Below are 12,173 nucleotides of genomic sequence, written 5' to 3'. Positions count from 1 at the left end.
TGCGCGAGCAGCACCGCCGTAGGTCTTAGCCAGTACGGTAGTGATTGCAGCGGTCAGAGTAGTTTTACCATGGTCAACGTGGCCGATTGTGCCGACGTTGACGTGCGGTTTTGTACGTTCAAATTTTTCTTTAGACACGGCTTTATTCCTTACTATAGTGCTCTCCCTCAATGGAGAGAGCACGGGACTTTGGTTTTAACCCTGCGGCTTATTTACCACGGGCTTCAATTACGGCCTGAGCAACGTTGTTCGGCGCATCATCATACTTCAGGAATTCCATGGTATATGATGCACGACCTTTGGTCAGAGAACGCAGCTGAGTTGCATATCCGAACATTTCAGACAGCGGAACTTCAGCGTGGATCTTAACGCCAGTAACTTCAGATTCCTGACCGCGCAGCATGCCGCGACGACGGCTCAAGTCACCGATAACGTCACCGGTGTTCTCTTCCGGAGTCTCTACTTCAACCTTCATGATCGGCTCAAGCAGAACTGGTTTCGCTTTCTTAAAGCCATCTTTAAAGGCAATAGACGCAGCCAGTTTAAACGCCAGTTCAGAGGAGTCAACGTCGTGGTAAGAACCGAAGTGCAGACGCACGCCCAGATCAACTACCGGGTAACCAGCCAGCGGACCAGACTTCAGCTGCTCCTGGATGCCTTTATCAACGGCAGGGATGTATTCGCCAGGAATTACACCACCTTTGATGTCGTTGATGAACTCGTAACCTTTCGGGTTAGAGCCCGGCTCCAGCGGGTACATGTCGATAACAACATGACCGTACTGACCGCGACCACCAGACTGCTTAGCGTGTTTACCTTCGATATCGGTAACTTTCGCGCGAATCGCTTCGCGGTAAGCAACCTGAGGTTTACCCACGTTAGCTTCAACGTTGAACTCACGCTTCATACGGTCAACGATGATGTCGAGGTGCAGTTCGCCCATACCAGCGATGATGGTCTGGTTAGATTCTTCGTCAGTCCATACGCGGAAAGACGGGTCTTCTTTAGCCAGACGGCCCAGAGCCAGACCCATTTTTTCCTGGTCAGCTTTGGTTTTCGGTTCTACAGCGATGGAGATTACCGGCTCCGGGAATTCCATACGCTCCAGAATGATCGGGTTATCCGGATCACACAGGGTGTCACCGGTGATCACGTCTTTCAGACCGATCGCTGCAGCGATATCGCCCGCGCGAACTTCTTTGATCTCTTCACGTTTGTTAGCGTGCATCTGCACGATACGACCGAAACGCTCACGTGCAGATTTCACGGAGTTCAGTACGGTATCACCAGAGTTAACCACACCGGAGTAAACGCGGAAGAAGGTCAGGTTACCTACGAACGGGTCAGTTGCGATTTTGAACGCCAGTGCAGAGAACGGCTCTTCGTCGCTTGCGTGACGCTCGGCCGGGGTATCTTTACCATCGTCCAGCATACCGTTGATCGCAGGAACGTCAGTCGGGGACGGCAGGTAATCAATTACCGCATCCAGCATCGCCTGAACGCCTTTGTTCTTAAACGCAGAACCACAGGTTACCAGGATGATTTCGTTGTTCAGAACGCGCTGACGAAGAGCAGTTTTGATCTCTTCTTCAGTCAGGTCTTCACCACCCAGGTATTTCTCCATCAGCTCTTCTGAAGCTTCTGCCGCAGATTCGATCAGGTTCTGGTGCCATTCGTCAGCCAGGTCCTGCATCTCAGCCGGGATATCTTCGTAAACGAAGGTAACGCCCTGGTCAGCATCGTTCCAGTTGATCGCTTTCATTTTCACCAGGTCAACAACACCGGTGAAACCTTCTTCAGCGCCAATTGCCAGCTGCAGCGGAACCGGGTTCGCGCCCAGACGGGTTTTGATCTGATCAACAACTTTCAGGAAGTTAGCGCCCATGCGGTCCATTTTGTTAACGAACGCGATGCGCGGAACTTTATATTTGTTAGCCTGACGCCATACGGTTTCAGACTGTGGCTGAACACCACCAACGGCACAGTAAACCATTACCGCACCATCCAGTACACGCATGGAACGTTCTACTTCGATGGTGAAGTCAACGTGCCCCGGGGTGTCGATGATGTTTACGCGATGCGGTTCATACTGCTTCGCCATACCAGACCAGAATGCAGTAGTCGCTGCAGAGGTGATGGTGATACCACGCTCCTGCTCCTGCTCCATCCAGTCCATGGTTGCGGCGCCGTCGTGAACTTCACCGATTTTGTGGTTTACACCGGTGTAGAACAGAATACGTTCGGTAGTGGTGGTTTTACCGGCGTCGATGTGCGCACTGATACCAATGTTGCGGTAGCGTGCGATGGGTGTTGTACGAGCCATTTGATTCCTCGTTTGTGTCTTTTAGGCGTTCAGAATTAAGTTGCCAAACGGCGGGCGACTTACTTGAAGCGCCCGCCAGTTGACTAGAACTCCGAAGGGATTACCAACGGTAGTGTGCGAACGCCTTGTTGGCTTCGGCCATACGGTGAACGTCTTCACGTTTCTTAACTGCAGTACCTTTGTTGTCTGCAGCATCGGAAAGTTCGTTCGCCAGGCGCAGAGCCATGGATTTATCACCGCGTTTACGAGCAGCTTCAACGATCCAACGCATTGCCAGAGCATTACGACGAACCGGACGAACTTCAACCGGAACCTGATAAGTAGAACCACCAACGCGGCGAGACTTAACTTCGACAGTCGGGCGCACGTTTTCGAGAGCTACTTCGAAAGCTTCCAGTTCATTTTTACCAGAGCGCTGAGCCAGGGTCTCCAGCGCGCTGTATACGATTGCTTCTGCAGTAGATTTTTTACCGTCTACCATCAGGATATTTACAAATTTAGCCAGCAGTTCTGATCCGAACTTAGGATCCGGCAGAATTTTACGCTGACCAATAACACGACGACGTGGCATGGAAATACTCCGTTGTTAATTCAGGATTGTCCAAAACTCTAAGAGTTTAGTGTGACATTAAGTTAAAACAGTTTGGCCTTACTTAACGGAGAACCATTAAGCCTTAGGACGTTTCACGCCGTACTTGGAGCGAGATTGCTTACGGTCTTTAACACCAGAGCAGTCAAGCGCGCCACGAACGGTATGGTAACGAACACCCGGAAGGTCTTTAACACGACCGCCACGGATCAGGATCACGGAGTGCTCCTGCAGGTTGTGACCTTCACCACCAATGTAGGAAGTCACTTCGAAACCGTTGGTTAAACGAACACGGCAAACTTTACGCAGTGCGGAGTTCGGTTTTTTAGGGGTGGTGGTATATACACGAGTACATACGCCACGTTTTTGCGGGCATGCTTCCAGCGCCGGCACGTTGCTTTTCGCAACTTTGCGGGCGCGTGGTTTGCGTACCAGCTGGTTAACTGTTGCCATTAAATAGCTCCTGGTTTTAGCTTTTGCTTCGTAAACACGTAATAAAACGGCCTCATATAATATGAGGACGCAGAATTTTATGGCTGTGCTTAAAAGGTGTCAAGAAATATACAGCGATCCCTGCATTACCAATTCAGCTGAACGGCGTTTTTCACCGCCAGGCTAACGAAATCAGTATAGCTAACGCTGACGGCGCTGCTCGAAATTTGAGCAGAGAGACCACGCGCGTCAACATCGTCTTTCAGCACATGCAGAGTTATGGGGGCATTAAGCAGTAATTCAACGAACGGTGAACCGTTAAGGGCGGCCAGCACACCGTCAGAGAGCAGTAACAGATCGTCACCGGGGCGCAGAACGCGCAGCAGCGCCGTCATATCGCAGTGCCAGGGTGAGCGGGATAGAGTCAGCAGCATAAAGGCCTCAAAAATTGAGCACGACGGTGTACTGCTCAAGCTGCTCACGCAGCGCGTCCGGCTCCAGACGCTGAGCAGGTAAGACAAACGCCGCATTCTCGTCCAGGCCCCTTTCACGCAGAGAAGCGGCGCAGAGCCAGACCTCTTCAACATCGTACAGCGGCAATACTTTAAAAGTCGCGATATAGTCGCGCGCCAGGATCTTGCCCGGCTGCTGGTTTGCCAACAGTTGCAGCACGCCATCGCCGATAAAAAAGAGGCCAATCTCTTCTGTTAAGGCGGAGGTGGCCAGTACCGCGTCCAGCCCTTCACGACCGGCAGAGGAGCCGTGCGGTGCAGAGGAGAAAACAAAGGCGATTCGCTTCATCAGAACTGCACCACTCTGTCACAGGTCAGCGCCGCTTCCGCCAGCGCGCCCAGACCGGTAAGTGAAAAACCCGCCTGCAGATTAGCGCCCGTTAACTCCAGCCGTGCGGCCTCGCTCTCATCAACCACGCCACGGCGCAGCGCCGCGGCCACGCAGATGTGCAACTCAACCTGCTGCTCAGCATGCAAACGCTGCCAGGCGCGCACAAGATCAAACTCATCGCTGGCGGGCGCAGTCAACGCGTTCGCGTTACTCACCCCTTCCCGGTAGAAAAAGACGCTCGCAAGCGTATGTCCCGCTTCCAGTAGGGCAAGCGCGAACTGATACGCGCTGCTTGCCTGCTGCGTGCCATAGGCCGGGCCGGTCACCATCAACGCAAAACGCATTAATGCCCTTGCCCTGAGAAATCGCCGCTTTTGAACTGGCGAATGTAGAGGTAGACCGTGTGCTTGGAGATATTCAGGCGGTCGGCCACCTGATTAATGGCGTCTTTGATATCAAAGATGCCCTTCTCGTAGAGGTTCAGGACGATCTGGCGATTTTTGGCGTTGTTAGAGACGTTGCGGTCGGCGTTCACCTCTTCAATGGTGAACTCGAGAGTTTGCATCACCAGGTCTTCAACAGACGAGGCGAAGTTAACCGAGGAGCCAACATCCGGTGTTTCCGGTGGAACAAAAGTACTCATGATCTGCGAGAAGGGGACGTCCAGATTCATGTTGATGCAGAGCAGACCAATCACCCGGTGATCGCGGTTGCGGATAGCAATCGTCACCGACTTCATCAGTACGCCGCTTTTCGCACGAGTGAAGTAGCACTTCGACACGCTGCTGTCAGCACCGGTCATATCGTGCAGCATACGCAGCGCGAGATCGGTAATCGGCGAGCCGATTTTACGCCCGGTATGCTCGCCGTTAGCGATGCGGATGGCCGAGCATTTGAGATCCTGTAAAGAGTGCAACACGATTTCGCAGTGCGAACCAATGAGCATCGCTAACCCGTCCACTACCGCTTCGTAGGATTTGAGGATATCGAAGTCGGTCTGATCGAAAGGACGTTGATCCAGGAGGTCAAGCTCACTGGTTTCGTTGGTTAATAGCGACCTGGACATGAAAAAAAACACTCCTTTTCAGGAGCCTGTCGTTAAGTTTTCAGGGCAGGCTCAGTATTTGCAGGGGGATATAAATTAATACATCGTAGGTTATGCTTTCCAGAATTATATCCGCGATGCAAAAAAAACGCCGCTCTGAGGCGGCGCGTTTCACACTTTTACTTCTTCGCAGCGGGTGCGTCTTTTGCATCATCCGCTTTATCGCCTGCGGCTGGAGCCGCTTCCGGCGCTGCTGCGTCCGCTTTCGGTGCCGGTTTGATATCCAGCAGCTCAACGTCGAACACCAGCGTGGAGTTTGCCGGAATACCCGGTACGCCGGTTTTACCGTAAGCCAGAGCCGGCGGGATCACCAGCTTGATTTTGCCGCCTTTCTTGATGTTTTTCAGGCCTTCGGTCCAGCCCGGGATGACACCATCAAGACGGAAGGAGAGCGGTTCGCCACGGGTGTAAGAGTTGTCGAACTCTTTACCGTCAATCAGCGTACCTTTGTAGTTTACAACCACAGTGTCGCTATCTTTCGGCGCATCGCCGGTACCCGCTTTCTCTACTTTGTAGAGCAGACCGGTGCTGGAGGTTTTCACGCCCTTCTCTTTTGCGAAGGCGTCACGGAAGGCTTTACCTTTGGTTTCGTTTTCAGTCGCGTCTTTTTCCATGCGATCCTGAGCGGCAGTTTTCACGCGAGTTTCAAACGCCTGCAGAGTCTGCTCGATCTCCTGGTCACTCAGCTTGCTCTTATCAGCAAAAGCGTCCTGAACGCCGGCGATCAGCTGGTCTTTATCCAGTTTGATTCCCAGCTTTTCCTGCTCTTTCAGGGAGTTTTCCATGTAACGGCCCAGTGAGGCGCCCAGCGCGTAAGCTGATTTCTGGTCGTCGTTTTTGAATGCCGATTTGCTGTCAGTTGCAGCAGTTTTGTCTTTGGTTGCGGCATCAGCAGCTAAGGTGAGCGGTGCATGAAGGGCTACAGCCATGGTGGTCGCCAGCAGCGTGACTTTAAACAGTGATTTCATCCATTTCTCCAGGGACCGGGGCATCTCGCCCCAGGGTTAAACATAAAGTAAGAAGCGTACTATAAAGTGTTGCGGCGGAAATCAACATAAGGACTCTGCCCGAATTCACCCGATCTGTGACTATTTTTGTTTAAATAAGTTTCTGCATGAAGGCTGTACCTTCGCGCAAAGTTAAGTAAAATCCGCCCGATTACCCCAATCGACCCGGATATTACCCGGAGGTGAAAAGATGCAAGAGTTATCGATAGAAGCGCGACTGGCTGAACTGGAGAGTCGACTGGCTTTTCAGGAGATGACCATTGAAGAGCTAAACCAGACGGTGGTGGCTCATGAGCTGGAAATGGCGAAGCTGCGCGAACATCTGCGTTTGCTGGTGGAGAAAGTGAAAGCCAGCCAGCCTTCACATCTGGCGTCCCCGTCGGAAGAGACACCGCCGCCCCATTATTAAGACGTAAAAAAAGCGGGTCTCCCCGCTTTTTGTGCCCGGTCGGCTGACGCTTACCGGGCTGCTCGATACCTTAGCCAACGCACCTGCGGCGCGAAAGACGACGGGTATGATTAATGGCAGCCGCAACCGCCGTTACCGCAACCACCTTTACCGCCGTGATCGTGACCATGGTCGTGATCGTGGCCGTGACCGCCGCAGCAGCCGTCGTGACCGTGGTCGTGGTCATGATCGTGACCATGCGGGCCATGAACGTGGCCGTGCGCCAGCTCTTCTTCGGTTGCTTCGCGAATCGCGACAACTTCGACGTTGAACTTCAGGTTCTGACCCGCCAGCATGTGGTTACCATCAACCACTACGTGGTCATCTTCCACTTCGGTGATCTCAACCGGCACCGGGCCCTGGTCAGTTTCAGCCAGGAAGCGCATGCCAACCTGCAGTTCGTCAACGCCCATGAAGACGTCTTTCGGTACGCGCTGCACCAGGTTCTCGTCATACTGACCGTAAGCGTCGTTCGCGCCAACAGCCACATCGAATTTGTCGCCGACTTCATGACCGTCCAGCGCGTTTTCCAGACCGGAGATCAGGGAGCCGTGACCGTGCAGGTAGTCCAGCGGTGCACTCACCGGAGACTCATCAACCAATACACCGTCTTCTGTACGTACCTGATAGGCCAGGCTGACCACCAGGTCTTTTGCTACTTTCATGATATCTCCTGAGCGTGGGAAAATTACTGGCGCAGATTGTAACGGAATTCTGCACCCGTGTACCCTTAAGCTTAAAAAATCCTGCCTGATATCGCTAGTCCGGATGAAAAATCCCGATAACTTGCTCATCTTTGCGAACATGATCGCGCGCTTCTTTATCCGCTTCGCGCATCTGATGCCCACACTTAACACACTCAACAATATCGACGTTATTTTCGCGCCACATCGCCATTGAGTCTTTCGCCTGGCACGATGGACAGGTCGCGCCAGCGATAAAACGTTTACGAACAGCCATTCGACTCCCCTTATTCAAACTCATCCCAGCCATCGAGTTGACGCCGCTCTTGCTGCATCTCACGCTGGAAAATTTCTTCCAACTCGCGGCGCGCTTCACGTACGCGGGAAATTTGTACCGTATCGGTATGCACCGGCATCAGCTCACGCAGCATGCGCATATCGAGCCGTCTGAAGTGCAACTGCGCCCGCTGAGCCTGATGCGGATGCATACCCAGCGAAATTAGTGCCTTACGCCCCAACTCCAGCGCACTGGAGAAGGTTTCGCGCGAGAACTGCGTCACGCCCGCCTGCAACAGTTCATGCGCTTCGACACGTCCCCGCGCCCGCGCCAGAATCGCCAGATGGGGGAAGTGCTGCTGGCAAAGCTCCACCAGCTTCATGGTATCGACCGGATCGTTACAGGTAATGACGATCGATTGTGCGGCCTCCGCCCCTGCCGAACGCAATAGCTCCAGCTGCGTCGCATCACCGTAATAGACTTTATAGCCATATTTACGCATCAGGTTTACGGCGCTGATATCGCGCTCCAGCACGGTGATGCGCATTTCGTTCGCCATCAGCAGGCGGCCAATCACTTGTCCGAAGCGACCAAAGCCAACGACAATCACCTGCGGCTTATCATCATCAACCCACGGCGCTTCATCTTCATCCTCCGGCTTGTTGAAGCGCCGGGAGAGCAGCTTATCAATGGCGCGCATCAGCAGCGGCGTAGTCATCATCGACAGCGTGACGGTTACCAGCAGCAGCGCCATCTGATCGTCTTTAAACAGCCGCTGCGAGGAGGCGGTGGAGAAGAGCACAAAAGCAAACTCGCCGCCCTGGCTCAATACCCCGGCAAACTGCATTCGCTCTGAGCTACGCAAACCGTAAATGCGCGCCAGCCCGTACAGCACCAGCGATTTTACGGCCACCAGCACCGCAACGCTCATCACGACCCACAATAGATGGGTATAGAGCACGCCGAGGTTCAGCGCCATGCCCACCGAAATAAAGAACAGCCCCAACAGCAGCCCTTTAAACGGCTCAATGGCAATCTCAAGCTCGTGACGGTATTCGCTCTCCGCCAGCAGAATGCCGGCGATAAAGGTGCCTAGCGCCATCGACAGGCCGAGGGCATCCATAAACAGCGCCGACCCGAGCACCAGTAGCAGCGTCGCGGCGGTAAAAACCTCGCGCACGCCGGAAGCGGCGATAAAACGAAACACCGGGCGCAGCAGGTAACGCCCGCCAATCAGCATTCCGGCAAAGGCCAGCACCTTCATGCCCACCTTCATCCAGTCGAGATGATCGTCGCCGTTGCCCGCCAGTAGCGGTACCAGCGCCAGCGCCGGGATCACCGCCAGATCCTGGAACAGCAGCACCGAAAAACCAAGCTGGCCGGACTCGCTGCGGTTCATCCCTTTGTCGCGCATCAGTTGCAGCGCCATCGCGGTGGATGACATTGCAAGACCAATACCGCCAATTAACGCCGCCTGCCAGGAGAATTGCGTCAGCATTAACAGGCCTGCGAGGATCGCCGCACTTAACAGCACCTGGGCTGCACCGACACCAAAAATAGAGCGACGCAGCTCCCACAATTTCGAGGGGTTAAGTTCTAGCCCAATGATGAACATCAGGAACACCACGCCCAGCTCTGAAAAGTGGAGGATCTCATCAACATCGCTGATAAACCCGAGTCCCCATGGGCCAATGGCGATACCCGCTAACAGGTAGCCGAGCACGGCGCCAATTCCCAAACGTGCGGCCAGCGGCACAGCGACTACCGCCGCGAAGAGGAATAGCACGCCGGCCAGTAAGAGTGCGGAACCTTCCATTAACGGCCTCCCGGCGGCAGCGGCGAAGCCAGCCAGTCACCGTAGGCTTTGGCGTGGTGCGCCAGCTCCTGCGGCGTCTGCCGACGTGCCCAGTAGATGATAATTGGGCTGAGCCAGTGCATGCGACACATCGCGGCGGTCAACTCAAAGGGGCGTAAAACATCGTTGAGGGAGTAGCGGTTGAGACCATCATGGCGATAAGCCGCCTCCGGCTCACCGGTAGTGATCACGCTACGCCAGTACTTTCCCGCCAGTTCATTCCCGCCTGCTCCGCTGGCAAAGCCGCGGCTCAACACACGATCGAGCCACTCTTTCAGCAGTGCCGGACAACTGTAGGTATAAAGGGGATGTTGAAAAACGATAACGTCATGCTCGCGCAATAACGCCTGTTCATAGGGAATATCAATAAAAAAATCGGGGTAACGGGCGTAAAGATCGTGCACCGTTACATTCTCCAGTTGCGTGGCCGGCTTAAGCAAAACCCGGTTCGCCACCGAGTCCTGTGATTCCGGATGGGCATAGATCAGCAACACTTTTGCTGTCTACGACATCACTCCCCTCCCGGGTATAAATTCTCTCTTCTCTGCAAACCAGCGCCCTGCGGCGTGGCCAGAATGCTTTTGTCTATCGTCTTCATTTTGGGCTAACATTGCGGCCCCGGTGCGGCATTTCGCCGTGGCCTTACATTACCATAAAGACAAATTAACATAGTCTGAACATACGGCGTCTTATGATTGTTTTCTCCTCGTTACAAATTCGTCGCGGCGTGCGTGTCCTGTTGGACAACGCCACAGCCACCATCAATCCGGGCCAGAAAGTGGGCCTGGTGGGTAAAAACGGCTGCGGCAAATCGACCCTGCTCGCGCTGTTGAAAAACGAGATAAGCGCTGATGGCGGCAGTGCCACTTTCCCTGGCACCTGGCAGTTGGCGTGGGTCAACCAGGAAACACCGGCGCTGGACGAAGCGGCGATAGATTATGTGATAGACGGCGATCGTGAATATCGCCAGCTGGAAGCGGCGCTTAATGCTGCCAACGAGCGCAACGACGGCAATGCCATCGCCACGGTACACGGCAAGCTCGACGCTATCGATGCCTGGACGGTGCGATCCCGCGCTGCCAGCCTGCTGCACGGTTTAGGCTTCTCCAACGAGCAGCTCGACCGCCCGGTCAGCGCCTTCTCCGGTGGCTGGCGTATGCGTTTAAACCTCGCGCAGGCGCTGATTTGCCGCTCCGATTTACTGCTGCTTGATGAACCGACCAACCACCTCGATCTTGATGCCGTCATCTGGCTGGAGAAGTGGCTGAAGAACTATCCGGGCACGCTGATCCTTATCTCGCACGACCGCGATTTTCTCGATCCGGTAGTTGATAAGATCCTGCACATTGAGCAGCAATCAATGTTTGAATACACCGGCAACTACAGCTCGTTTGAGCGCCAGCGCGCTACGCGGCTTGCGCAGCAGCAGGCTACCTATGAAGGCCAGCAGCAGCGCGTTGCTCATCTGCAAAGCTTTATCGATCGCTTTAAAGCGAAAGCGAGTAAAGCGAAGCAGGCACAAAGCCGCATCAAGATGCTGGAGCGCATGGAGCTGATTGCCCCCGCGCACGTTGATAACCCGTTCCACTTCAGCTTCCGCGCGCCGGAAAGCCTGCCCAACCCGATCCTGAAGATGGAGAAGGTGAGCGCTGGCTATGGCGATCGCACCATTCTGAATGCCATCAAACTCAACCTGGTGCCCGGCTCGCGCATCGGTCTGCTGGGACGTAACGGCGCCGGTAAATCGACGCTGATCAAACTGCTGGCGGGCGAGCTGGCGGCGCAGAGCGGCGAAATCGGCCTGGCGAAGGGGATCAAACTTGGTTACTTCGCCCAGCATCAGCTGGAATTCTTACGCGCTGACGAATCGCCATTGCAGCATCTGGTGCGCCTGGCCCCGCAAGAGCTGGAGCAGAAGCTGCGTGATTACCTTGGCGGCTTCGGCTTCCAGGGCGATAAGGTCACCGAAGCAACAGAGCGCTTCTCCGGCGGCGAAAAAGCGCGGCTGGTGCTGGCGTTGATCGTCTGGCAGCGCCCAAACCTGCTGCTGCTCGATGAACCGACCAACCACCTCGATCTCGATATGCGCCAGGCACTCACCGACGCGCTGATTGAGTTTGAAGGCGCGCTGGTGGTGGTGTCGCATGACCGTCACCTTTTGCGCTCGACCACCGACGATCTCTACCTGGTCCACGATGGCAAAGTGGAGCCGTTCGATGGCGATCTGGATGATTACCAGCAGTGGCTGAGCGACGTGCAGAAGCAGGAGAGCCAGCCGACGGACGCGGCAAAAGAGAATGGCAACAGCGCTCAGGCGCGTAAAGATCAGAAGCGTCGCGAAGCGGAGCTGCGCACGCAAACGCAGCCGCTGCGTAAAGAGATCGCCCGTCTGGAAAAGGAGATGGAGAAGCTCAATGCGCAACTGGCCAACGCGGAAGAGAAGCTTAGTGACAGCGGCCTGTACGATCAGAGCCGTAAAGCGGAGCTGACCACCTGTCTGCAACAGCAGGCGACGGCGAAAGCGGGACTTGAAGAGTGTGAAATGGCGTGGCTTGACGCGCAGGAACAGCTTGAGGCGATGCTTACAGCGGAGTAACACCCTTCGCCGTAA

15 protein-coding genes are annotated in these 12,173 nt (G+C 54.7%); 2 read left to right on the top strand and 13 right to left on the bottom strand.

Translation table 11 applies throughout. The annotated features are described in order from the left end of the window. From IAE48_RS20200 to fkpA, 9 genes are all read right to left on the bottom strand, one after another. The coding region (locus IAE48_RS20200; protein ID WP_023204020.1) for a GTP-binding protein at positions 1–138 on the bottom strand (138 nt) is incomplete at its 3' end. Positions 139–208: 70 nt separating this feature from the next. Further along, entirely contained in the window at positions 209–2,323 is a 2,115-nt protein-coding gene (fusA, locus tag IAE48_RS20195; protein WP_023481958.1) for an elongation factor G, read from the bottom strand. 100 nt (positions 2,324–2,423) lie between these two features. Then, complete coding sequence (gene rpsG, locus IAE48_RS20190) at positions 2,424–2,894, bottom strand: 30S ribosomal protein S7 (RefSeq protein WP_007369802.1); 471 nt, start codon at positions 2,892–2,894, stop codon at positions 2,424–2,426. 96 nt (positions 2,895–2,990) lie between these two features. Then, complete coding sequence (rpsL, locus tag IAE48_RS20185; protein WP_003023654.1) at positions 2,991–3,365, bottom strand: 30S ribosomal protein S12; 375 nt, start codon at positions 3,363–3,365, stop codon at positions 2,991–2,993. A 125-nt stretch (positions 3,366–3,490) separates the two neighbouring features. Next, complete coding sequence (gene tusB, locus IAE48_RS20180) at positions 3,491–3,778, bottom strand: sulfurtransferase complex subunit TusB (protein WP_042717852.1); 288 nt, start codon at positions 3,776–3,778, stop codon at positions 3,491–3,493. Positions 3,779–3,785: 7 nt separating this feature from the next. After that, positions 3,786–4,145, bottom strand: a complete 360-nt coding sequence (gene tusC, locus IAE48_RS20175) for a sulfurtransferase complex subunit TusC (protein ID WP_200135390.1) — start codon at positions 4,143–4,145, stop codon at positions 3,786–3,788. After that, on the bottom strand, positions 4,145–4,531 hold the full coding sequence (gene tusD, locus IAE48_RS20170) for a sulfurtransferase complex subunit TusD (protein WP_042717855.1): 387 nt from the start codon (positions 4,529–4,531) through the stop codon (positions 4,145–4,147). The genes tusC and tusD overlap by 1 nt, the downstream gene beginning before the upstream one ends. After that, positions 4,531–5,253, bottom strand: coding sequence for a transcriptional regulator (locus tag IAE48_RS20165; RefSeq protein WP_023482043.1), 723 nt, complete (start codon positions 5,251–5,253; stop codon positions 4,531–4,533). The genes tusD and IAE48_RS20165 overlap by 1 nt, the downstream gene beginning before the upstream one ends. A gap of 158 nt (positions 5,254–5,411) precedes the next feature. Then, the gene (fkpA, locus tag IAE48_RS20160; RefSeq protein WP_042716141.1) at positions 5,412–6,260 is read right to left on the bottom strand and encodes an FKBP-type peptidyl-prolyl cis-trans isomerase; all 849 of its coding nucleotides are present in this window, start codon (positions 6,258–6,260) and stop codon (positions 5,412–5,414) included. A gap of 229 nt (positions 6,261–6,489) precedes the next feature. On the opposite strand from fkpA, the gene IAE48_RS20155 reads away from it, so the two are divergent. After that, a complete protein-coding gene (locus tag IAE48_RS20155; RefSeq protein WP_023482131.1) occupies positions 6,490–6,708 on the top strand; it encodes a protein SlyX in 219 nt (72 codons plus the stop codon). Positions 6,709–6,818: 110 nt separating this feature from the next. Here IAE48_RS20155 and slyD read toward each other — a convergent pair whose 3' ends face one another. From slyD to kefG, 4 genes are all read right to left on the bottom strand, one after another. Then, positions 6,819–7,412: a peptidylprolyl isomerase gene (slyD, locus tag IAE48_RS20150; protein ID WP_023482004.1), complete on the bottom strand. Its 594-nt coding sequence runs from the start codon at positions 7,410–7,412 to the stop codon at positions 6,819–6,821. A 94-nt stretch (positions 7,413–7,506) separates the two neighbouring features. Then, a complete protein-coding gene (locus IAE48_RS20145; RefSeq protein ID WP_023482007.1) occupies positions 7,507–7,707 on the bottom strand; it encodes a YheV family putative zinc ribbon protein in 201 nt (66 codons plus the stop codon). Positions 7,708–7,717: 10 nt separating this feature from the next. Beyond that, entirely contained in the window at positions 7,718–9,523 is a 1,806-nt protein-coding gene (gene kefB, locus IAE48_RS20140) for a glutathione-regulated potassium-efflux system protein KefB (protein ID WP_054804337.1), read from the bottom strand. Beyond that, on the bottom strand, positions 9,523–10,056 hold the full coding sequence (gene kefG, locus IAE48_RS20135; protein WP_370569039.1) for a glutathione-regulated potassium-efflux system ancillary protein KefG: 534 nt from the start codon (positions 10,054–10,056) through the stop codon (positions 9,523–9,525). The genes kefB and kefG overlap by 1 nt, the downstream gene beginning before the upstream one ends. 197 nt (positions 10,057–10,253) lie before the next feature. Between kefG and IAE48_RS20130 the strand changes: the two genes are divergently transcribed. Beyond that, on the top strand, positions 10,254–12,158 hold the full coding sequence (locus tag IAE48_RS20130) for an ABC transporter ATP-binding protein (RefSeq protein ID WP_200135389.1): 1,905 nt from the start codon (positions 10,254–10,256) through the stop codon (positions 12,156–12,158). The last annotated feature ends 15 nt before the right edge of the window (positions 12,159–12,173 follow it).

This window comes from Kosakonia sp. S57, assembly GCF_016516575.1.
In the GTDB taxonomy this organism is placed as follows: domain Bacteria; phylum Pseudomonadota; class Gammaproteobacteria; order Enterobacterales; family Enterobacteriaceae; genus Kosakonia; species Kosakonia cowanii.
Note: the sequence above shows the minus strand (reverse complement) of the source record. Positions and strands in the feature narration are given on the sequence as shown.

Coding starts and splice junctions, on each gene's coding strand:
- fusA (WP_023481958.1), bottom strand. CDS start 2,323: ATGGCTCGTACAACACCCATCGCACGCTACCGCAACATTGGTATCAGT.
- rpsG (WP_007369802.1), bottom strand. CDS start 2,894: ATGCCACGTCGTCGTGTTATTGGTCAGCGTAAAATTCTGCCGGATCCT.
- rpsL (WP_003023654.1), bottom strand. CDS start 3,365: ATGGCAACAGTTAACCAGCTGGTACGCAAACCACGCGCCCGCAAAGTT.
- tusB (WP_042717852.1), bottom strand. CDS start 3,778: ATGCTGCTGACTCTATCCCGCTCACCCTGGCACTGCGATATGACGGCG.
- tusC (WP_200135390.1), bottom strand. CDS start 4,145: ATGAAGCGAATCGCCTTTGTTTTCTCCTCTGCACCGCACGGCTCCTCT.
- tusD (WP_042717855.1), bottom strand. CDS start 4,531: ATGCGTTTTGCGTTGATGGTGACCGGCCCGGCCTATGGCACGCAGCAG.
- IAE48_RS20165 (WP_023482043.1), bottom strand. CDS start 5,253: ATGTCCAGGTCGCTATTAACCAACGAAACCAGTGAGCTTGACCTCCTG.
- fkpA (WP_042716141.1), bottom strand. CDS start 6,260: ATGAAATCACTGTTTAAAGTCACGCTGCTGGCGACCACCATGGCTGTA.
- IAE48_RS20155 (WP_023482131.1), top strand. CDS start 6,490: ATGCAAGAGTTATCGATAGAAGCGCGACTGGCTGAACTGGAGAGTCGA.
- slyD (WP_023482004.1), bottom strand. CDS start 7,412: ATGAAAGTAGCAAAAGACCTGGTGGTCAGCCTGGCCTATCAGGTACGT.
- IAE48_RS20145 (WP_023482007.1), bottom strand. CDS start 7,707: ATGGCTGTTCGTAAACGTTTTATCGCTGGCGCGACCTGTCCATCGTGC.
- kefB (WP_054804337.1), bottom strand. CDS start 9,523: ATGGAAGGTTCCGCACTCTTACTGGCCGGCGTGCTATTCCTCTTCGCG.
- IAE48_RS20130 (WP_200135389.1), top strand. CDS start 10,254: ATGATTGTTTTCTCCTCGTTACAAATTCGTCGCGGCGTGCGTGTCCTG.